Genomic DNA, 21,304 nt, shown 5'->3' on the forward strand with positions numbered 1-21,304 from the left:
ACTGACACGTTTCTTTTTTGGAATGACCAGTCTCTACATAAGCAATAACTCGTTTTCTAAAATCTATTCCGTAACTTTTCATAAGTATAGTATAACAAATACTATACAGAAACTAAAGGACTATAAAGACAGTTTTTGATTTTTGGTATCTATTGAATTGCTTAAACTCCTTTTTTTTGATACAATGTATGCTGATATATAATGGATTTTTAGGAGTTTTTTCATGCCTAGACGGTCAAATCACTATAAAAAACACGAGAAAAACAAGTTGGATTTTCTTAACATAGCGCTGATTACCCTGTCGTTTGTTGTGGGTTTGTTTTTAATCTTTGCGATTTATAGCTATAACTTGCTACAATTCAATCAGTTGGACAAAGTCGTTATGATTGGAATTGTTGTTGCCTTACTTATCGCCTTGCTATTGGTTATTTTTAGAAAACTGAAATGGCTCACAACGCTTTTTTTGGTACTGTTTTTGACAGTAGGCTTGTCTAGCCTTTATGTCATCAAAACCTTTATTGACGTTTCCCAAAAAATGAATACAACAGCTCAGTTTTCAGAATTAGAGATGAGTGTTGTTGTTCCAGTTGATAGTGATATTGCCAGTATTTCAGATATTGATGAGGTTTTAGCACCAGTAGGAGTTGATAATGACAATATTACTGCCTTAATCGATGATATCGCCTCTAAAAAAGGTAAGCAATTAACAGTCATAGAACAAGATAGTTATGCTAAAGCCTATGACGTTTTGTCAACTGATAAGAATAAGGCTATGGTACTAAATGGTGCCTATGCCAGTTTGCTTGGACCTGATAGCTCAGACTATGCCGAGAAGTTGAAAAAAATCTATACCTTCCGATTAAAGAAAGAAGTCAAAGTCTCAACTAGTAAGCCTAAAACCAATGCTAAGGCGATGACAGTATATATTAGTGGTATTGATACCTATGGTCCGATTTCAACGATTTCACGCTCGGATGTCAATATTTTAATGACTATCAATCGTGAAACCGGCAAGATTTTACTAACGACAACGCCTCGCGATAGTTATGTTTCAATTGCTGGTGGCGGTCAAGGCCAGAAGGATAAATTGACCCATGCCGGTATCTATGGTGTTGAGTCGTCTATTCAAACGTTGGAAAACTTATACGACATTCCGATTGATTATTATGCTAAGATAAATTTCACTTCCTTCCTCAATCTGATTGACCTTCTTGGTGGTATAGAGGTTGAGAATGATCAAGAATTTACTAGTCTTCACGGTAATTACCATTTCCCTGTTGGTATGATTCATCTAGATTCCAAAAAAGCACTTGGCTTTGTTCGTGAGCGTTATTCTCTAGAACATGGTGATAACGATCGAGGACAAAATCAGATGAAAGTTATAGCTGCTATTATCAAAAAGCTAACCTCAGTCAATGCGATTGCTAATTACCAACAGTTGATAGATGGTTTGGGAGATTCTGTGCAAACCAGTATGCCATTGGTGACAATAATGGCGTTGGCAAATGAACAGTTAGCAAGCCATCAGGAATATACTATTACTTCTCAGTCTTTAGAGGGAACTGGAAGTACGGGAGAGTTACCGTCTTATGCTATGCCAGGAGCAGCCCTTTATATGCTCTCTATAGATGAGAATAGCTTGAATCAAGTGTCAGCAAATATCAAAGCAACTTTGGAGGGCAGATAAGCATGATAGATATTCACTCTCACATCATCTTTGATGTTGACGATGGGCCTTCTACTTTGGAAGAAAGTATCTCGTTAATTAAAGAAGCTTACCGTCAAGGTGTCCGTCATATCATAGCGACTTCACATCGTCGTAAAGGTATGTTTGAAACACCTGAAGATATTATTGCCAATCATTTTAATAAAGTCAAAGAGCGTTTGGTCAAAGAATTGCCAGACATGACACTTCATTATGGTGGTGAACTTTATTACTCTAGTGATGTTTTACACAACTTAGAGACGAAGACTTATCCGAGATTGGCAGGTTCTCGATATGTTTTAGTGGAATTTAGCAGTGGTACGTCATGGAAAGAGATCCATTCAGCGCTGACCAACTTATTACTGCTTGGTTTAACACCTGTCGTGGCACATATTGAGCGATATAATGTTTTGGAAAAAGACAAAAAGAAGGTTTCAGAAATGATTGCCATGGGGTGTTACATGCAAATTAACAGCAGTTCAGTGTTGAAACCAAAACTCTTTGGTGACAAATATAAGGTCCATAAAAAAAGAGCCAAGTATTTTTTGGATAATGATTTGGTACACTTTGTCGCCAGTGATATGCATAATACCCATCAGAGAAAACCGTATATGAAAACAGCATATGAGCTGATTCGTCAACAATACGGTTCTCAAAGAGCAAAAGATCTTTTTAACAATAATCCCGAAGCGATATTATTAGATGAATTACTATAGGACTTAGGAAATAGGAGAACAAATGGAAAAAACAGCACATTCAGAATTAGAAATTGACCTACTCACCCTAGTTAAAAAGTTGTGGTCAAGAAAATTCTTCATTATTTTTATAGCAGGTTTATTTGGAACCGCGGCTTTAGCATATAGCTTGTTCTTGGTAACACCACTTTATCAATCGACGACACGTATCTACGTTGTCAACCAAAATTCAAACAACAATACCTTAACCACTCAAGATTTACAAGTTGGTGATTACCTTGTCAAAGACTATCGTGAAATTATTCTGTCAAAAGATGTGATGTTAGCGGTTATGGAAAAAGCAGTTTCAGAAGGTATTCCAGAAGATGATGTTATTACTTTATCTGATCGTGTCTCAGTTAATAGCCCAGTCAATACTCGCGTGATTTCCATCAGTGTCACGGATGCTAATCCAGACATTGCCAGTCATTTGGCTAATGCTATTCGTGAAGAGTCTGCACTTAAGATAAAAGATGTTACTAAAGTCGAAGAGGTAACAACATTAGAAATAGCGGAGCCAGCTGAGGCACCTGCTTCACCAAATTTGAAGCGTAACGCCTTATTAGGCATTTTACTTGGTGGTTTCTTGTCAACAGTAGGTGTTGTGGTCAAGGAGTTATTAGACGATCGTGTGAAACGTCCAGAAGATATTGAAGAAGTTTTGGGAATGACCTTATTAGGACTGGTTCCAGATGAATCACAATTGAAATAGGAGTAGGATATGGCACAATTAGAATTAGTAAGAGCAAAAGCTGTTTTAGCTAAAAAATCAGAAGAATATTATAATTCGATTAGGACAAACATTCAATTTAGTGGTTCAGGAATTAAGACGATTGTCTTGTCATCAGTACAACCTAATGAAGGGAAATCAACCACCTCCACTAACTTAGCAATTTCCTTTGCACGAGCAGGTTATCGCACACTCTTGATTGATGCGGATACACGTAACTCGGTTATGATGGGGACATTTAAGGCAACTGAAAGAATCTCAGGACTGACGAGTTATCTATCAGGTAATAGTGAACTTTATCAAGTGATTAGCACTACCAATGTTGAAAATTTAGACATGATTGCTTCAGGCAAGGTTCCACCAAATCCAACAACGCTATTACAAAATGCTAACTTTAATTTCTTGATTGATCGAGCAAGAGAAAGCTATGATTATGTCATCATTGATTCACCACCGATTGGTTTAGTCATTGATGCAGCTATCATTGCACAAAAATGTGACGCGAGCATTTTGGTGACGGAGTCTGGAGCAATTAAACGTAAGTTTGTCAAAAAGGCAAAAGAGCAATTGGAGCAAAGTGGAGCTCAGTTCTTAGGTGTTATTCTCAATAAGGTTGATTTAACGTCAGAAAGCTATGGTTCTTACGGTGGTTATGGCGGTTATGGTAATTACGGAGAATACGGGAAAAAAACTAAGAAGAAAGCAAAGTCTAAAAAAGTTTAGGCATAATCAAAAAGAAAGGTTTAGAAAATCGATCTTTGTTTGAGTTCAAAAGTCGAGTTCTATAGTAGTGGTATTTTATATTGAAACTGAAAGAGATAAAAATACCTAGTCATGTTATTGTTGTTTCTGATTCTAGAGAATTAACTGTCTTAAAAAATTATTTGTCTTCAAATCGCATACATGTAGTGGAAATATTGCAAATTGAAGATATACTTTCAAACGTTGATTTAGTTGAGTTTCGAGAGAGTTTAACAAATCTTTTAAGATATAATCATGTTAGTGGGCTTCTTCTTATCACCAAAACAGGTTTGATCAAAGATGAATTGTTTAAGGAACTCAAAAAGATAGGGTTACCAATCATACTTTTCAATGAAATTGAAGAAGAAGTGCTTTATTCAGAGGTTAATATTGATCAAGCGTACATATTTTCTCCAATATATTTAGCTATAAAAAGGATTATGGATGTTATAGGTAGTATTATTGGAATTATCGTGATGCTGATAACAGCAATCCTTATTTACCCAGTTGTACAAAGTCAATCAAAAGGTCCGTTATTTTTTAAGCAACAACGTGTAGGTAAAAATGGAAAGATTTTTAACATTTATAAATTTAGAAGCATGTATTTGGATGCAGAAGAGCGTAAGGAAGAATTGTTATCTCAAAATTCCTTATCAACGGATTTGATGTTTAAAATGGATAATGATCCAAGGATATTTCCATTTGGTCAGAAATTAAGAAATTGGTCTTTGGATGAACTACCACAGTTTATCAATGTGTTAAAAGGTGAAATGTCCTTAGTGGGAACCAGACCTCCTACAGTTGATGAATATCAAAAGTATGAATTGCATCATTTTAAACGCTTAATTATGAAACCAGGTATTACAGGAATGTGGCAAGTATCTGGAAGAAGTAATATATCAAATTTTGAAGATGTTGTAAGATTAGATGAGTCCTATATAAAGAACTGTTCAATAATACAGGATTTTCAGTTATTATTAAAAACAATTATTGTGGTGTTAAAAAAAGTGGGGAGCAAGTGAGTTATACAACTAAAAAAATATATGGCTATTAAACAACAATCAGTTAAAGTAAATTTTATAATGAATTTTATTTTAACTATTTCTAATTTTATTTTTCCTTTGCTGACTTTTCCTTATATTTCCAGAGTGCTGACAGCCTCTGGGGTTGGCATCATAACATTTGCTAGTTCAATTGTTGCATATTTTAGTATGCTTGGAATGTTAGGTATTCCTACTTATGGGATTAGAGCCTGTGCGAGAGTAAGAAATAATAAATTAGAACTTTCTAAAACTGTAATTGAAATATTGATTTTGAACGCTATGGTTATGTTTTTTTCATTAATCATTCTTATTGTAGTTGTTTTTAATACTGACCAGCTCTATCAAGAAAAAAACTTATATTTTATACTATCTTCTGCACTAGTTTTTAACGTATTAGGAGTGGAGTGGTTATATAAGGCTTTAGAGAAGTATACGTATATTGCAGTGAGATCTATATTATTTAAATTTATATCAATTATTTTGATGATAGCATTAGTTCATTCTACTAGTGATTATATTATTTATGCTGCTATTACAGTATTTGCTAGTGTCGGTTCTAATGTTTTAAATTTTTTTTATCTAAGAAAAATAATAACCATACATGATTTGAGAGATATATCTTTACGTAGACATCTAATGCCGGCAATTACTTTCTTTTTATTAACCATATCTGTTACGATATATTTAAATGTAGATATAACATTATTAGGTTTTTTAAAGGGTAGTAAGGAAGTTGGTTACTATTCTGCAGCTGTTAAAATAAAGCAAATTTTGGTTAGTTTGGTAACTTCTTTGGGAGCAGTATTAATGCCGAGACTAACTTATTATTATGAAAATGATGAGAAAGAACAATTTAATATCCTTATTCAAAAAGCTTTATCAGTCGTTTTTTTGTTAGCTTTACCACTGGTGACTTATTTTATAGCACAGTCTAGAAATAGTATTTTATTTTTGTCAGGTTCTAGTTTTCTTCCAGCAGTTATACCTATGAAATTGATTATGCCTTCAGTGTTATTTATAGGCTTATCTAATTTAATGGGGATGCAAATTTTGGTACCAACTAACCGAGAGAAGTTAGTTGTAACATCTACAATTATTGGTGCATTTGTTAGCTTTTTGATTAATAGTTTAATGGTTCCTTTCATGGGTGCAAAAGGTACAGCGTTTGCTAGTACTCTATCAGAATTAACAGTGGCTTTAGTTCAGTTCTATTTCCTAAAGGAATTGCTTTATCCTATGTTAAAATTAGCGAAAGTTTATAAAATTATAGTTAGTTCATTAGTTGCGCTACTGGTTATTTTACCATTAGAAAAAGTTTTGGTATGGGGTGTTTTCTGGAAATTATTTTTTAGTTCAGTTGTTTATTTTGCAGTTTATATTGCCTTACTATTATTATTTAAAGAAACTTTTACTTTGGAAGTATTAAAATCAGTTTTAAAAAAATTGGAGAAAAAAAATGAATTATGATTATCTTATTGTAGGTGCTGGGTTATTTGGTGCAGTTTTTGCTCATGAAGCGGCAAAAAAAGGGAAAAAAATAAAGGTAATTGAAAAGAGAGATCATATAGCGGGAAATATCTATACAAAGGATGTTGATGGAATTCAAGTTCATGTATATGGTGCACATATATTTCATACTTCGAATAAAGAAATTTGGGATTATGTAAATCAATTTGCAGAATTTAATCGCTATACCAATTCTCCTGTTGCAAATTATAAAGGAGAGATTTATAATTTGCCTTTTAATATGAATACTTTTAATAAACTCTGGGGTGTCGTAACACCTAAGGAAGCATTAGAAAAAATTTCTGAACAACGATCAATTCTTAATAATAAGACTCCAGAAAATTTAGAAGAACAAGCAATATCTCTTGTAGGTACTGATATTTATCAAAAATTAATAAAATCTTATACAGAAAAACAGTGGGGAAAACCTTGTAGAGAACTTCCTGCATTTATTATACGACGATTACCAGTTAGATTTACATATGATAATAACTATTTTAATGATACGTATCAAGGTATTCCAATTGGTGGTTATACGCAGATTGTTGAAAAAATGTTACAACATGAGAATATTGACGTCGAATTAGGTGTTGATTTTTTCAAAGATAAAGAATTATATATGCAAAAGTTTCCTAAAATTGTATTTACAGGCATGATTGACCAATTTTTTAATTATGAGTTAGGCGAATTGGAGTATCGTAGCCTTAGATTTGAAACTAAAATGATAGATATTGATAATTATCAAGGTAATGCAGTTGTCAATTATACAGACAGTGAAACTCCTTTTACAAGAATTATTGAGCATAAACATTTTGAATTTGGAAAACAAAAGAAAACAATTATTACTAGGGAATATTCTAAACAATGGGTGTCTGGTGACGAGCCATACTATCCGGTTAATAATGAACAGAATAATCATTTATATCTTTCTTATAAAAAGTTGTCAGAAAAATATAGCAATATAATTTTTGGTGGTCGCTTAGGTCAATATCGTTATTATGATATGCATCAAGTCATTGCAGCAGCTTTGCATTGTGTTAATAAAGAATTTGGAGAATAGCTAATGTCAAAGAAAGTTAGGCAGGTTCAATTAAAAGAACTTGATTTACTGAAAGTTTTTATAGAATTATGTCAAAAAAATAATCTAACTTACTATGCTTTAGGTGGAACACTTTTGGGTGCTGTTAGACATAAAGGATTTATTCCTTGGGATGATGATATGGATTTAGGTATGCCTCGCCGAGATTATGATAAATTTATAGAGATAGTTTCAAAAGATTTACCAAATACTGTTGAATTAAAAATTCAGGCTGACAATTTAAATAACACTTGTATCATTGATAAATCACATGAATTTATTTTTGGCGAGACTATTACTAATCCTTTTATTGATATTTTTCCTTTGGATGGTTACCCTAAAAAAGGAATACTTCGTAAAATTCATACAGGTCGTATCATGTTTTACCGTGCCTTATCAAAAATATCTGTTGTTGAAAACCTTTTTGAAAGGGATAGGGGACATTTTGAGAATGCAATTGTTATTATTTCTAAACAATTGAGATTGAATAGGTTTTTAAAGACATCTACAATTAACTTAAAATTACAAAAAATTATAAAATCATATAAATTTGAAGATTCTGAATTTGTTGGTAATGTTTTAGGAACATATAGGTTGAAAGAAATTGTAGAAAAGAAAATTATTGGTGAACCTAAAATATTACCATTTGAAGAAATTTATATATCTGTTCCATCAGATTCAGATGCCTACTTAAAAAATATTTACGGTGACTATATGATTCTACCAGAAGAAGAAAATAGAGTAGGACATTTTGAAGGAACTTGGGGGAAGTGATGAAATCAGTTGAAATGCTAGGAATTGTGATACATCCATTGACGATGGCTGAAACTGTTGAAGCAGTTGATGGATATATAAAACAAAAGAAACCACTTCATTTAATGGGAGTTAATGCGGATAAAATAAATCTATGCTATGATGATGAGAGAGTTAAAGATATTGTTAATTCTTCTGGAATAGTGAACGCAGATGGTGCTTCTGTTGTATTAGCTGGTAAATTTCTCGGAGTGGATATACCTGAAAGAGTTGCAGGAATAGATTTGATGCAGGAGTTACTCGTACTTGCTGAAAATCAAAAATATAGCGTGTACTTTTTGGGAGCTAAGCAAGAAATACTTGATAATATGTTAGTTAATTTTAAAGAACGTTTTCCAAAGCTGAGAGTCATTGGAAGTAGAAATGGATATTTTTCTGATGAATTATTAAATGAAATTGAAAATGAGATCAGGTTATTATCACCAGATATCGTTTTTATTGGTATTACTTCTCCTAAAAAAGAATATATTGTAGATCAATTTTTAAGTAATGGATTATCTTCTGTGTTTATGGGGGTAGGAGGTAGTTTTGATGTTTTATCTGGTCATATAAAAAGAGCTCCAATATGGATGCAGAAATATAACTTGGAATGGCTATATAGAGTTGCAAACGAACCCAAAAGGTTATTTAAGCGTTATTTTGTTGGGAATATGATTTTTATTAGTCGTGTAATTAAGGAGAAAATAAAGAATGTCAACTAATATCTTACATATTTCACGTACGATGGGTATTGGTGGGGCAGAAAAAATTGTATATCAACTATGCCATGCAATGTCAAGAACTTTTAAACGAACTTTTGTTGCGTCTAGTGGCGGAGAATTTGTTTCTGATCTTGAAACCAGTGGTTTTGTTCATGTTAATTTATATGATATAGAGACTAAAAACCCATATAGAATAATTAAAAATTATAAACTTTTAAAAGAGGTAGTGAACATGAATAATATAGATATTATTCATGTTCATCATAGAATGGGCCTTTTGTATGCACAACTTATAAAATTATTTGTCCCCAGTGTTAGAATTATATACACTGCTCATAATATATTTAAAGATAAACTGTTGTTTTATAAATTGCTTCTAACTAATGTAGAGACTATAGCAATAGGTGAATCAGTTGAGAACTCATTACAGCAAGATGTGAAATTAACTAATGATATTAGGGTTATTTATAATTGTGTAAGTCCAAATAAAACTACGGAAAAACTATACGATGAGCGTATTGTTGATTACACGGGTCATAAATTATTGTTTGTTGGACGGTTAACAAAACAAAAGGGTGTTGGTTATCTTATAAAGGCTATTGCAAAATTAAAAAATGTACAATGTAAATTGTTCATAGTTGGTGATGGTGAGGATAGAGAAATTTTAGAAGATTTAACAAAGTCTTTAGGTATTGAAAGTAAAGTGGTTTTTCTTGGATTTCAAAAAAATCCTAGTTCATATATAGCAATTTCAGAATTTATGATTATGCCTTCTTTATGGGAGGGATTACCACTAACCCCTATAGAAGCATTCATGCTTCGAAAAACTTTGGTTGCTACTAAAATACCTGGAATTACTGATATTATCAATAATAATAATGGATTATTGGTTGAAGCAAAAAATGTAGAGGAATTAGCTTCATCCATAAACTATTTAATTGAAAATCCATTAATCAGAGAACAGAAAGAAAAATGTGCTTATGAGACCTATTTGGAAAAGTTTTCATATGAAACATTTGTTTCAAATTATCATGACCTCTATTTCAAGGAGAAAAAATAGATGAAGAAAATTATGTTGATTTTTGGAACACGTCCAGAGGCAATAAAAATGAGTCCTCTAGTGAATCAATTAAAAGAGTATGAAAAAGATTTTGAAACTCGAGTTTGTGTCACTGGACAACATAGAGAAATGTTATCTCAAGTTTTAAGTGTATTTAATATTTTACCTGATTATGATTTAGAAATTATGAAAGATAATCAGACATTATTTACGATTACAGTATCTATTCTTGAAAAATTACGCCCTATATTAGAATATGAGCGTCCTGATATTGTTTTAGTTCATGGAGATACCACAACCACCTTTGCAGCTTCTTTAGCAGCATTTTATCTAGGAATTAAGGTTGGACATATTGAAGCAGGCCTAAGAACATATAATAAACTAAGTCCATTTCCAGAAGAATTCAATAGACAGGCCACATCTATCATTGCAGATTACCATTTTGCTCCTACACAAGTTTCATTTGATAACTTATTAAAAGAAGGAAAACCCAAAGAAACAATTTATATAACTGGTAATACTGTTATTGATGCTTTAAAAACAACTATAAAACAAGACTATAGTAATGAACATATTGAATGGGCTAAGGACTCACGTTTAATTTTGATTACGGCACATAGACGTGAGAATATTGGTTTACCTATGGAAAATATGTTTAGTGCAATCAAAAGAGTTTTAATAGAGTTTCCAGATGTGAAAGTCATTTACCCAATTCACAAAAATCCTAAAGTTAGAGAAATTGCGAATCGTATATTTAGAGATGAAGATAGAGTTCGTCTCATAGAACCTCTGGAAGTTATTGATTTCCATAATTTTATGAATCAAAGTTATATGATTTTAACAGATTCAGGAGGTGTACAAGAAGAAGCACCTTCTCTGGGAAAACCAGTACTTGTTATGAGAGATACTACTGAAAGACCAGAGGGAATAGAAGCTGGTACTTTAAAATTGGTAGGTGTACAGGAAGAAAATATTTATACTGCCTTTAAGTTGTTGCTAAGTAGCAAGGAAGAGTATTTAAAAATGAGTATCGCTTCTAATCCCTATGGTGATGGTACTGCAAGTAAGAAAATAGCAGATATTTTGTTAAAAACTTTATAGTGTTACTATTTAGTATGGTTGATAAAAGGAGAATAGATGAGTAAATTATTAACGATTTCAATTGCAGCCTATAATGTATCAGAGTATATTGAAACAACTTTGCAATCGTTAGTTACATCTAAGTATATAGATTTACTAGAGATTATTGTTGTGAATGATGGAAGTAAAGATAACACACTAGAAATTATAGAAAAATATGAGATGGATTATCCTGGAAGTGTTATTGTGATTGATAAAGAAAATGGGGGTTATGGTACAACTGTCAATGCAAGTATTGAAAAAGCAACAGGAAAATTCTTTAGATTATTGGATGGCGATGATTGGGTAGATACTAATGAGCTTGATAAGTTGTTGCTGAGGCTATTAGAGACAGATGTTGATGTTGTTTTTACCAATTTCTCTAAGGTTTATGAGGATTCTAAGGCTAAAAAGACAGTTTTCATTGATAACTTACCTTACGATACCCGTATAACTCTTTCATCTTGCCATGATGTTTACGGTGTAGGTATGTGGGCTATTAGTTATAACTTAGAGCTTTTAAAGCAAATCAATTTACAATTGCCTAGTGGTATCCCATATACTGATATGCTTTTTTCAACTCTTCCTATGTTTCAAGTAACAGAGGCTATTTATTATGATTTGAACGTTTATCAGTATAGGATAGGTAGAGAAGGTCAATCTATCAGCAGGGAATCACGTATAAAAAATGCAGATACCTTTATTAATTTAACGAAAGATTTAGTTGTGGCTTACTCACAACATGAATTAAAAAATGATTATGTCAAGAACAGGATTTTAGGTTATACTTTTGGTTCTTACAAAACATTATTGTTAAATCTTCAATCCGATGAGGTAAAGAGCTCATTACAATCTTTTGATATGTTTATATATCGGTATGCTAAAGAAATATATGATGAAATGGAACATAAGAGACATTCGAAAGTAGCTCTTTTGGTTAAACTAGTTCGCCTTAGTCGATATAGGTTAATTGATGTATTGGCTTTCTTTAATTATCAGATAAAGAACTGGGAGTAGTGTTGAAAATGAAGATGAAATACAAGGATAAATAATATGGACTATAAACGATTTAAAGGAGAAATTAGATTAGAGAGTATTTTATACTTTTTAGCACTGACTATTTATCTAGTATCTAATTTTATTGTGCAAACGACACTGGTACATAGAATTTCTAATATTTTCACATATAAGGCTTTTGCTTTATCTGTAGCAATATTGTTATTGCTTACTAAAATTGTATTACATAGAAGATATTTAGTAAAAGACTTTATTATTGTGTTACTAATAGCTATTTTATTAGTTATTGTTGGATATAATTTAAAAAATTCAAATCGATCCTTTAACTTAATAACCGTATTCTTGTTAATTGTTGGGCAAAATGGCATTTCATTGAGGAGGATTTTTATATATTCTACCTTAATTTTAGGAACCTGTATTGCTATAACACATGGTGCTTATTTATTGGGATTTTTACCAGTTACAAAAACTTGGCAACGTTACGGAGTTAATAGAGAGAGTTTAGGTTATTTATACACTAGTTTTTCGTCTAATTTTATGTTCCATTTTTCATTAGCATATATTTTTATTAGAAAAGAAAAAATGAGATTAATAGAAACAATTGTGATTTCTAGTATAGCCATGTATTTTTATCAGCAAACTAATACAAAGTCTGCGCTTGCATTTAATGCACTACTAATAATAGGTTATTACATAATAAAATATATATTTTCTGTAAAGATAATTGATTTAGTAAATAGATATATTTTGATTATTGGAACAGTTGTTCCAATTTCTTTAACTTATATTTATGATGCAAATAAATTGTGGATGTATTCTTTAAATACGTTACTTACTGGTAGATTAGCATTAGGAAAAAGAGCACTAGATTTATTTGGTGTCAGTATACTTGGTCAAAAAGTTGAATGGACATATGAATTTGGTAATATAGGCACAGGAATCGTATATTTATTTGTTGATTCATCTTTTCTAAATATATCAATTGTTTATGGTGTTATTGTTTTAATTGTTCTACTAATTGGATACTACTCTTTATCTAAATACCAGTTTACAAGAAATAGATACTATATGCTTACCTTTTCAATGTTAGTCTTACATTCAAGTTTTGATCCCCAGTTCATAGAGTTGTACTACAATTTATTTTTATTATTACTTGGAGCCTTATTCAGAACTGATAAGAATAGGTATTTACACGATGATTTTGAAATTTTGTAATTGGAGGTAGTTTCAATGATTTACGCAGGTATTTTAGCAGGTGGTAAAGGTACACGAATGGGCATACAAGATATGCCTAAGCAATTTTTGGAGTTGGGAGATAAACCTATTTTGATTCATACAATAGGTAAATTCATTTTAGTTCCTGAAATAGATAAGATTATTGTTGGTGTTCATCCGGATTGGGTTACTTATACGGAAGATTTGATTGATAAATATTTAGATAGTTATAAATCGCGTATCATTATTACTGAGGGGGGGATTGATCGCAACTCAACTATTGAGAATATCATTCAGACAATAAATAACATATATTCAGTTTCTTCAGATGATATTATTGTGACACATGATTCTGTAAGGCCTTTTGTAAGTTTGAAAGCAATTCAACAGAATATTGAGTTGTCTCGGGTTTATGATGCAGTAGATACTGTCGTCGAAGCCACAGATACAATTGTTCAAAGTATAGACAGTAAAGTTATTTCAGATATTCCTGAGCGTCGTTATCTGTACCAAGGACAAACTCCTCAAACATTCAAAGTAAAAGGGTTTATAGAATTATACCAGTCATTATCTGAACAAGATAAGAGTGTTTTAACGGATGCATGTAAAATATTTGTCATAAATAATAAATCTGTGGCTTTAGCTCAAGGTGATTATTCAAATATTAAGATTACAACCGTCACAGATTTAAAAATTGCAAGAAGCATGATTGAGGATAATTAGTATGTTAAATCAAGTCTATCAGTTGATTAATCCAAAAACAATTTCAATAAAATATGAAGAAATTGGTATAAATCATTCGAAACAAGTTATAGTTAAACCCTCTTTCATGGCAATATGCCATGCAGATCAACGTTATTATCAGGGGAAACGCGATCCTAAAGTTCTTGCTAAAAAGCTACCAATGGCACCAATTCATGAAGCATGTGGAGTTATTGTAGCAGATCCAACTGGAACGTATTCCCCTGGTCAAAAAGTTGCTCTTATCCCAAATCAACCTCCTCATGAAAGTGATGATATCTTTTTTGAAAATTATTTATCTGGTAATTATTTTCGCTCCAGTGGATATGACGGTTTTATGCAAGAAGTTCTTGCAATGCCATTAGATAGGGTCGTACCTTATGATAATATTAAGGATGAAATAGCAGCTCTTTCAGAATTTTCTAGTGTTTGTATGCATGCTATTAATCGTTTTGATAAATTGGCTCATCCAATTCGTGAAAAGATTGCTGTAATTGGTGATGGAAGTTTAGCTTTTGTGTTAGCAACTGCTTTACACCATACATTTCCATTATCTAAAATTACTGTAATAGGTCGTAATATCGAAAAATTACGTTTATTTAATTTTGTTGATTCTACTTATCTAACAACAGAAGTACCTGAAAAATTAACTTTTGATCATGCTTTTGAATGTGCAGGTGGTCAAGGTAGTGAACCAGCTATTAACGATATTATTTCTTATATTAAACCCCAAGGTACTATTTTATTAATGGGTGTTAGTGAGAATAGAGTGGCTATTAATACCAGAGACATATTAGAAAAAGGTTTGACACTTATTGGTTCTTCGCGGTCTGGTAGGGAAGATTTTATAAAAGCTATTGAGATGCTAAAAGATAAGAGGATACAAAGCAGATTATCAAATATTATATATATTGAAAATCCGGTTAGCTCAATTGAGGATATTCATAAAGTATTTGCAACTGATTTAATGACTTCGTTTAAGACGGTTTTTAAATGGAATATGTAATACTAATTTTGAATTTTTAAATGCATAAATTCAAACCCCCCAATGGTTTCTTAGATTAGTTGACAATTTTTCGAGTTCAGTTTATAATGTTTAAAAATATCCTTTTAACATGGTCCAGAGAGGCTATAAAGGAGAGTCGACTGAAGGACAGTTTGGCTGTCACCTATCGTTTAACCTTGCCTTTCTGGTGAGGTTATTTTGTTTTTGATGAAGGAGACATGATGAGAGAAGAACGGCCGATAATTGCACTTGATTTTCCTGATTTACCTACGGTGAAGGCTTTTTTAGCTAAGTTTCCTAGTGCTGAGGCATTATATGTCAAGATTGGGATGGAATTGTATTATGCTGCTGGAGCAGAGGTTGTAAGTTATGTCAAATCATTGGGCCATTCAGTTTTTTTAGATTTAAAACTGCATGATATTCCGCATACGGTCAAATCTGCAATGACGGTTATACGTCATTTAGATGTGGATATGACCAATGTTCATGCAGCAGGTGGTGTTGAGATGATGCGAGCTGCCCGTGAGGGATTGGGTGATGAGCCTATTTTAATAGCTGTTACCCAGCTAACGTCTACTAGTCAGGAACAGATGCAACAAGATCAGAATATAAACACCAGTCTGATGTCTTCTGTGTTGCATTATTCGCAAAAAGCTAAGGAAGCAGGGCTTGATGGTGTGGTTTGCTCTGCTCAGGAAGTAACAGCGCTGAAATTGACAACAGGAAGTCAGTTTCTGTGTTTAACACCAGGGATTAGACCGGCTGGTGTCGACTCATCTGATCAGAAGCGTGTTGTAACACCTATACAGGCTAGAAAGAAGGGGTCGGATTATATTGTTGTGGGGCGTCCTATAACGCAAGCGTCAAATCCTTATGAAGCTTATCTAGCCATAAAGGCAGAATGGAATGGGCAGGTGTGAGTAGCCTTACTTATATGAGCTAATCCATTTTATGCTTGGAAAAGACTGATGAACATTGATTCAGACAAGAGAGAAAGGAACTGTTTATGGGAAGAGTTATTGCACGAGATATCTTCATGGGAGGATTTAAATATAGATACAATGATGCTGTTGTGGAACACTTTATGCCTTTCATTTTAGGTGAGGGTTTCAAAGGTGATTATGGTTCAAGGATTGTCCCCGCTTTTTTAGGGGGTTATGTCGCCATTCGTTTTGATGGTCGTCGTGAAAAAGCCTATATCGCTGGCAATTAAATCATTAATTATAGGGAGCGGTATGGATGATTAGTCACCGTACCACTTTACATAGCTATCCCTAAATCCCCTAAGACATTAACGTTTTGTCCTAGCTTACAGGGATTAGATGACAGATATGAAGTGAAAAGTATTTACCAAAAGAAAGAGGTGTCACATGACATTAGCCAATGAGATTGCATCTGCATTATTAGCGATAAAAGCTGTTTATCTTAAACCAGAAGAGCCTTTCACATGGGCGAGTGGTATTCAGTCACCGATTTACACAGATAATCGTGTGACATTATCCTATCCTGAAGTAAGGACAATGATTGAGAATGGTTTTGTAGCTCGTATACGTGAGCATTTCCCAGATGTTGAAGTGATTGCTGGTACAGCGACAGCTGGTATTCCACATGGTGCGATCATTGCAGATAAAATGAACCTTCCTTTTGCTTATATTCGAAGTAAACCAAAGGATCACGGTGCTGGAAATCAAATAGAGGGTCGTGTACTGCCAGGGCAAAAGATGCTAGTGATTGAGGATTTGATTTCAACTGGTAGGTCTGTTCTTGATGCTGTTAGGGCTGCTAATCGTGAAGGTGCTGACGTGTTAGGAGTTGTCGCTATTTTTACATATGAATTACCCCAAGCAGATAAACATTTCTCTGAGGCTGGTGTTCCGTTAGTCACTCTGTCTCATTATTCTGAATTGATTGAAGTGGCAAAAGAACAAGACTATGTATCAGCTGATGGTTTAGTCCTATTAAAAAAATTTAAGGAAAATCAGTACACTTGGCAAGACTAGTATTGCTGTCCTGATAAAAACTGAGTGAGGTGAGAAGATGAATAGACAGTGGGATGCGACTGCTCAAGCAGAACTCATCAAAACTGGTCAAGTATCAGCTAAAGAATTGGTTGAGCAAACGATTGAACGCATCGAGCGTTTAAATCCTACGATCAATGCGGTAACTTGTAAGCGATATGAAAAAGCATTAATAGAAGCAGAAACAAGAGACGTCACAAATCAGCCTTTTGGTGGTGTTCCTATTTTGTTAAAAGATTTAGGACAAGAACAAGCAGGTGAGCCATCGACTTCAGGTTCTAGATTATTCAAGGATTATATCGCTAGTCAGTCTGATAACTATGTCAAAGCTTTAGAGCAACTGGGCTTTATCGTGTTGGGGCGTACGAACACACCAGAGTTTGGATTTAAGAATATTTCAGATAGTCAGTTGAATGGTGTGGTAAATCTACCTGATGATGTGACACGTAACGCAGGTGGTTCTAGTGGTGGTGCAGCTGCTGCTATAGCATCTGACATGGTGACTGTGGCCTCAGCAAGTGATGGAGGAGGATCTATCCGTATTCCAGCTTCTTTTAATGGGTTAATTGGTTTAAAGACGAGTCGTGGTCGCACGCCTGTTGGCCCGTCGTCTTTTAGGGGCTGGCAAGGAGCCTCTGTACAGTTTCCATTGACAAAATCGGTTCGAGATACGAGGGCAATCCTCTATCATTTACAAACTTGTCAGATGGAAAGTCCCTTTATCATGCCGACCTTGTCTTATGATAGTCTTTATAAGCCTGATAAGCGTCGTTATCGGATTGCTGTGTCAAGCGAATCTCCTTTAAATACGCCTGTGACGGATCAAGCTAAACAGGCCTTGTCTAAGGCTGTAGCGTTTTTAGAGGCAGAAGGGCACGAGGTTATTTATATTGATCAGTTGCCACTTGATGGTATTGAGGCATTGGATGTTTATTATCTCATGAATAGTGTGGAGACCGGTGCGATGTTTGATGGGATTGAACAGGCACTTGGGCGAAAAATGACCGTAGATGATATGGAGTTGATGACTTGGGCGATTTACCAGAGTGGGCAAACTATTCCTGCAAAAGTGTTTTCTAATGCTCTAGCGGTTTGGGATAGAATGGCACATACCATGCATCAATTTCATCAGACTTATGATCTGTTGTTAACGCCAACGGTGGCAGATGTTGCCCCAAAACATGGTGCTTTTGTTCCAAATGAGGCATTACAGGAGCAGTTACGTCATAGTGGTGAGTTGAGCATGGTAGAGCAACAAGATCTCATTCGCGAGATGTTTATGCCTGCAGCAACTTGTACTCCCTACACCCAACAGCCTAATCTAACTGGTCAGCCTGCAATATCATTACCAATTTATCGGACAGATGAGGGTTTGTCATTAGGTGTACAGTTGATTGCGGCAAAAGGGCGTGAGGATATGCTCTTACAACTTGCTCAAGCGTTTGAAGATGGTGCTATGTTTGTTTAAAGTTTTTATTTAATGAGCGAAATACTTGAGAAAACGAATACATTATGTTAACTTAAGTATGTTGGATTTTTCCATAATCATTTTAATCGTTAGGAGATTTTTTCATGAAGAAAAAGTGGTTGGTCATTGTGATGGCAGCAGTTGTTTTCCTTTTAGCGGCGTGCTCTGGTAAAGGGAGTTCTACATCAGGTGAGAAGTCCCAGTCGACTTGGGATAAGGTGAAAGAAGCTGGCGTGCTTAAAGTTGCAACGCCGGGAACGCTCTATCCGACAAGCTTCTATAACGACAATAAAGAACTAACTGGTTTTGAAATTGAGATGATGAACGAGATTGGTAAACGTTTGGAGCTTGAGATTGAGTATGTCGAAATTGGTGTGGCTGAGGCCTTTACATCAGTGGACAGTGGTAAGGTTGATGTCTCTATGAATAACTTCGACAAGACACCAGAACGTTTAGCAAAATATAACATTTCTGAAACTTATAAATATGCTGTTGGTGGGATGATTGTCCGTGAAGATGACACTTCAGGTATTACAGCTACTGATTTAAGTGACTGGACTGGCAAAAAAGCTGGTGGTGGTGCCGGTACTCAGTATATGAAGATTGCTGAAAAATTAGGTGCTGAGCCTGTTATTTATGACAATGTTACAAACGATGTTTATGTGCGCGATGTAGCAACTGGACGTACAGACTTTATTCCAAATGATTACTTCACACAACGTATTGCCTTGAAATTTATCGCAGAGCAATACCCAGAGTTGAAAGTTAAAATGGGTAATGTCATGTACAATCCGACTGAGCAAGGGATTATCATGAGTAAAGATGATGATAGCTTGAAAACAAAAATTGATGAGGTTATCAAGGCTATGAAAGCAGACGGCACTCTGGCTAAGATTTCTGAAAAATATTACGACGGTCAAGATTTATCAAAACCAGTTGAAGGCTTTGAGGACCTTCCTGTTGTTGATGTCAGCAAGTAATGTGTACATGAGGCTGGGACGACTGTCCTGACCTCTTTTATGTTTGATAGAAATGGAGCGTTTGATATGATAAAATGGGAAGCCATTTTTAATTTGGAGCTTGCTAAGAAGGCCTTACCAGCCATCTTAGAAGGTCTCCCATATACTTTGGCTTTATCCTTGATTGGTTTTGCTTTAGGAACTTTTTTTGGTTTTTTTGTAGCCTTGGCTAAAATGTCAGAGATAAAGGTGATTAGGTATCTCGCCCATGCCCATATTTCAGTGATGCGTGGCACACCAATGATGGTTTTACTCTTTTTGATCTATTTTGGTTTACCATTTGTTGGCTTACAATTTGATGCGATTACAGCGTCGATTCTTGGTTTTACCATGATGTCGAGTGCTTATATTTCAGAAGTCATTCGTTCTTCTCTACTAGCGATTGACAAGGGGCAGTGGGAAGCGGCACGCTCTTTAGGTTTAAAAACATCAACCATATATCGTGCTATCATCATTCCCCAAGCGGTTCGGATAGCTTTACCTCCCCTGAGTAATGTTCTCTTAGATATGGTTAAGTCAACCTCATTATTAGCTGCTATAACTGTTCCTGAAATGTTTAAAAAAGCGCAAATTGTTGGCGGCTCATATTCTGATTACATGACAGCTTATATTGTGGTCGCTTTTGTTTACTGGGTAATCTGTACCCTGTATGCATTTGGTCAAAATCTTCTGGAAGAACATTTGAGAATCCCCGCTTCTTAGTTGCTTGCCTTGTCGTTTTGTTTGCTATATGACTGTATTTTATTTTGGCAAATGATGAAACTTGCTTTTTCACTTAAGCCTTGCTATACTATATGGACTTGTGCTAATGACTTGTAGAAGTAGTCGAGACGAAGTGATAAAAAGACGAGGAGAATGTTTTATGTTTCGAGTCATCCGTTTTCTGTTTACAATCCCTCGTTTGATTGTTCGGATCTTATTAGGAGTGTTTTGGGAATGTGTCAAAACCCTGTTAGTGTTAAGTGTTTTAGGGCTTGGTTTCCTTTATATGCAGAGCCAGAGTCAGGAAGATTTCAAGCAACGCTTGACTTATTTGGCTCAAGAGGTAAAACGGTGGGTAAACTCTAGTGATGAGGAACTCCTTCGTCCTTCGACAGAACAGTCACGTCATCTTAAGATAGATGATCATGTGGAAACAGGTGCCCATTGGCCTAAGCCAACAGCAAGAGTATATGTAGCCACTTCACAGCCCACCTTTGTGCGAGCTTATGAAGAAGCCATTGATAATTGGAACCAGACAGAAGCCTTTCGATTTGTTAGAGTCTCATCTGAAAAGGATGCCGATATTATTTTGACAGAGTATTCTGATGCATCCACCTTAGCGGTAGGTCAAGCAGAAACAGAGGTGAATGTTTTGACGAAAGATTTGATGAAGGCAAGGGTATATCTCAATGCCCATTATCTTTTAGATGATTCGTATGCCTACAGTTATAAGAGAATACTCCATACTGCCGAGCATGAGTTAGGGCATGCGATTGGCTTATCACATAATGATGATGAGATTTCTTTGATGCAGTCATCAGGTTCTTTTCATGGTATTCAAGCTGTTGATATCAAGGCAGTCAAAGATTTATACAACTAATCAGTATA

General features: G+C 34.3%; 22 protein-coding genes. All 22 read left to right on the forward strand.

Translation table 11 applies throughout. From position 1 onward, the window contains the following. The first annotated feature begins 223 nt into the window (after nucleotides 1-223). The 22 genes from cpsA (at nucleotide 224) to ACVRZH_RS03440 (ending at nucleotide 21,296) form a co-directional block, all read left to right on the forward strand. Nucleotides 224-1,687, forward strand: a complete 1,464-nt coding sequence (cpsA, locus tag ACVRZH_RS03335) for an LCP family glycopolymer transferase CpsA (protein WP_447453907.1) — start codon at nucleotides 224-226, stop codon at nucleotides 1,685-1,687. Nucleotides 1,688-1,689: 2 nt separating this feature from the next. Next, a complete protein-coding gene (gene cps4B / locus ACVRZH_RS03340; protein ID WP_447453908.1) occupies nucleotides 1,690-2,421 on the forward strand; it encodes a capsular polysaccharide biosynthesis protein Cps4B in 732 nt (243 codons plus the stop codon). A gap of 22 nt (nucleotides 2,422-2,443) precedes the next feature. Then, nucleotides 2,444-3,151: a Wzz/FepE/Etk N-terminal domain-containing protein gene (locus tag ACVRZH_RS03345; protein WP_447453909.1), complete on the forward strand. Its 708-nt coding sequence runs from the start codon at nucleotides 2,444-2,446 to the stop codon at nucleotides 3,149-3,151. A 9-nt stretch (nucleotides 3,152-3,160) separates the two neighbouring features. After that, complete coding sequence (locus tag ACVRZH_RS03350; RefSeq protein ID WP_447453910.1) at nucleotides 3,161-3,892, forward strand: tyrosine-protein kinase; 732 nt, start codon at nucleotides 3,161-3,163, stop codon at nucleotides 3,890-3,892. A gap of 80 nt (nucleotides 3,893-3,972) precedes the next feature. Further along, entirely contained in the window at nucleotides 3,973-4,932 is a 960-nt protein-coding gene (locus ACVRZH_RS03355) for a sugar transferase (protein ID WP_447453911.1), read from the forward strand. Nucleotides 4,933-4,953: 21 nt separating this feature from the next. Then, complete coding sequence (locus ACVRZH_RS03360; protein ID WP_447453912.1) at nucleotides 4,954-6,420, forward strand: flippase; 1,467 nt, start codon at nucleotides 4,954-4,956, stop codon at nucleotides 6,418-6,420. After that, nucleotides 6,410-7,519: a UDP-galactopyranose mutase gene (gene glf / locus ACVRZH_RS03365; RefSeq protein ID WP_447453913.1), complete on the forward strand. Its 1,110-nt coding sequence runs from the start codon at nucleotides 6,410-6,412 to the stop codon at nucleotides 7,517-7,519. Before ACVRZH_RS03360 ends, glf begins: the two co-directional genes overlap by 11 nt. A 3-nt stretch (nucleotides 7,520-7,522) precedes the next feature. Further along, on the forward strand, nucleotides 7,523-8,311 hold the full coding sequence (locus tag ACVRZH_RS03370; RefSeq protein WP_447453914.1) for a LicD family protein: 789 nt from the start codon (nucleotides 7,523-7,525) through the stop codon (nucleotides 8,309-8,311). Then, a complete protein-coding gene (locus ACVRZH_RS03375; RefSeq protein WP_447453915.1) occupies nucleotides 8,308-9,051 on the forward strand; it encodes a WecB/TagA/CpsF family glycosyltransferase in 744 nt (247 codons plus the stop codon). Before ACVRZH_RS03370 ends, ACVRZH_RS03375 begins: the two co-directional genes overlap by 4 nt. Next, nucleotides 9,041-10,111, forward strand: a complete 1,071-nt coding sequence (locus tag ACVRZH_RS03380; protein WP_447453916.1) for a glycosyltransferase family 4 protein — start codon at nucleotides 9,041-9,043, stop codon at nucleotides 10,109-10,111. Before ACVRZH_RS03375 ends, ACVRZH_RS03380 begins: the two co-directional genes overlap by 11 nt. Continuing rightward, complete coding sequence (wecB, locus tag ACVRZH_RS03385) at nucleotides 10,112-11,212, forward strand: non-hydrolyzing UDP-N-acetylglucosamine 2-epimerase (RefSeq protein ID WP_447453917.1); 1,101 nt, start codon at nucleotides 10,112-10,114, stop codon at nucleotides 11,210-11,212. Nucleotides 11,213-11,248: 36 nt separating this feature from the next. Further along, nucleotides 11,249-12,247, forward strand: coding sequence for a glycosyltransferase (locus ACVRZH_RS03390; protein WP_447453918.1), 999 nt, complete (start codon nucleotides 11,249-11,251; stop codon nucleotides 12,245-12,247). Nucleotides 12,248-12,283: 36 nt separating this feature from the next. Continuing rightward, the gene (locus ACVRZH_RS03395; protein ID WP_447453919.1) at nucleotides 12,284-13,462 is read left to right on the forward strand and encodes a hypothetical protein; all 1,179 of its coding nucleotides are present in this window, start codon (nucleotides 12,284-12,286) and stop codon (nucleotides 13,460-13,462) included. 15 nt (nucleotides 13,463-13,477) lie between these two features. Next, nucleotides 13,478-14,185 carry an IspD/TarI family cytidylyltransferase gene (locus tag ACVRZH_RS03400; RefSeq protein WP_447453920.1) on the forward strand — a complete coding sequence of 236 codons (708 nt, stop codon included), beginning with the start codon at nucleotides 13,478-13,480 and terminating at the stop codon, nucleotides 14,183-14,185. Between the two features lies 1 nt (nucleotide 14,186). Next, entirely contained in the window at nucleotides 14,187-15,209 is a 1,023-nt protein-coding gene (locus ACVRZH_RS03405; RefSeq protein ID WP_447453921.1) for a zinc-binding dehydrogenase, read from the forward strand. 221 nt (nucleotides 15,210-15,430) lie between these two features. Then, complete coding sequence (gene pyrF, locus ACVRZH_RS03410; protein ID WP_447453922.1) at nucleotides 15,431-16,129, forward strand: orotidine-5'-phosphate decarboxylase; 699 nt, start codon at nucleotides 15,431-15,433, stop codon at nucleotides 16,127-16,129. 86 nt (nucleotides 16,130-16,215) lie between these two features. After that, a complete protein-coding gene (locus ACVRZH_RS03415) occupies nucleotides 16,216-16,422 on the forward strand; it encodes a hypothetical protein (protein WP_447453923.1) in 207 nt (68 codons plus the stop codon). 157 nt (nucleotides 16,423-16,579) lie between these two features. Continuing rightward, the gene (pyrE, locus tag ACVRZH_RS03420; protein WP_447453924.1) at nucleotides 16,580-17,209 is read left to right on the forward strand and encodes an orotate phosphoribosyltransferase; all 630 of its coding nucleotides are present in this window, start codon (nucleotides 16,580-16,582) and stop codon (nucleotides 17,207-17,209) included. A gap of 37 nt (nucleotides 17,210-17,246) precedes the next feature. After that, nucleotides 17,247-18,695, forward strand: coding sequence for an amidase (locus ACVRZH_RS03425; protein WP_447453925.1), 1,449 nt, complete (start codon nucleotides 17,247-17,249; stop codon nucleotides 18,693-18,695). Nucleotides 18,696-18,799: 104 nt separating this feature from the next. Beyond that, nucleotides 18,800-19,675 carry a transporter substrate-binding domain-containing protein gene (locus ACVRZH_RS03430; RefSeq protein ID WP_447453926.1) on the forward strand — a complete coding sequence of 292 codons (876 nt, stop codon included), beginning with the start codon at nucleotides 18,800-18,802 and terminating at the stop codon, nucleotides 19,673-19,675. 66 nt (nucleotides 19,676-19,741) lie between these two features. Beyond that, nucleotides 19,742-20,416, forward strand: coding sequence for an amino acid ABC transporter permease (locus tag ACVRZH_RS03435; RefSeq protein WP_447453927.1), 675 nt, complete (start codon nucleotides 19,742-19,744; stop codon nucleotides 20,414-20,416). A 160-nt stretch (nucleotides 20,417-20,576) separates the two neighbouring features. Continuing rightward, a complete protein-coding gene (locus tag ACVRZH_RS03440) occupies nucleotides 20,577-21,296 on the forward strand; it encodes a matrixin family metalloprotease (protein ID WP_447453928.1) in 720 nt (239 codons plus the stop codon). Nucleotides 21,297-21,304: the final 8 nt, after the last annotated feature.

The sequence above is a fragment of the Streptococcus fryi genome (genome assembly GCF_053206505.1).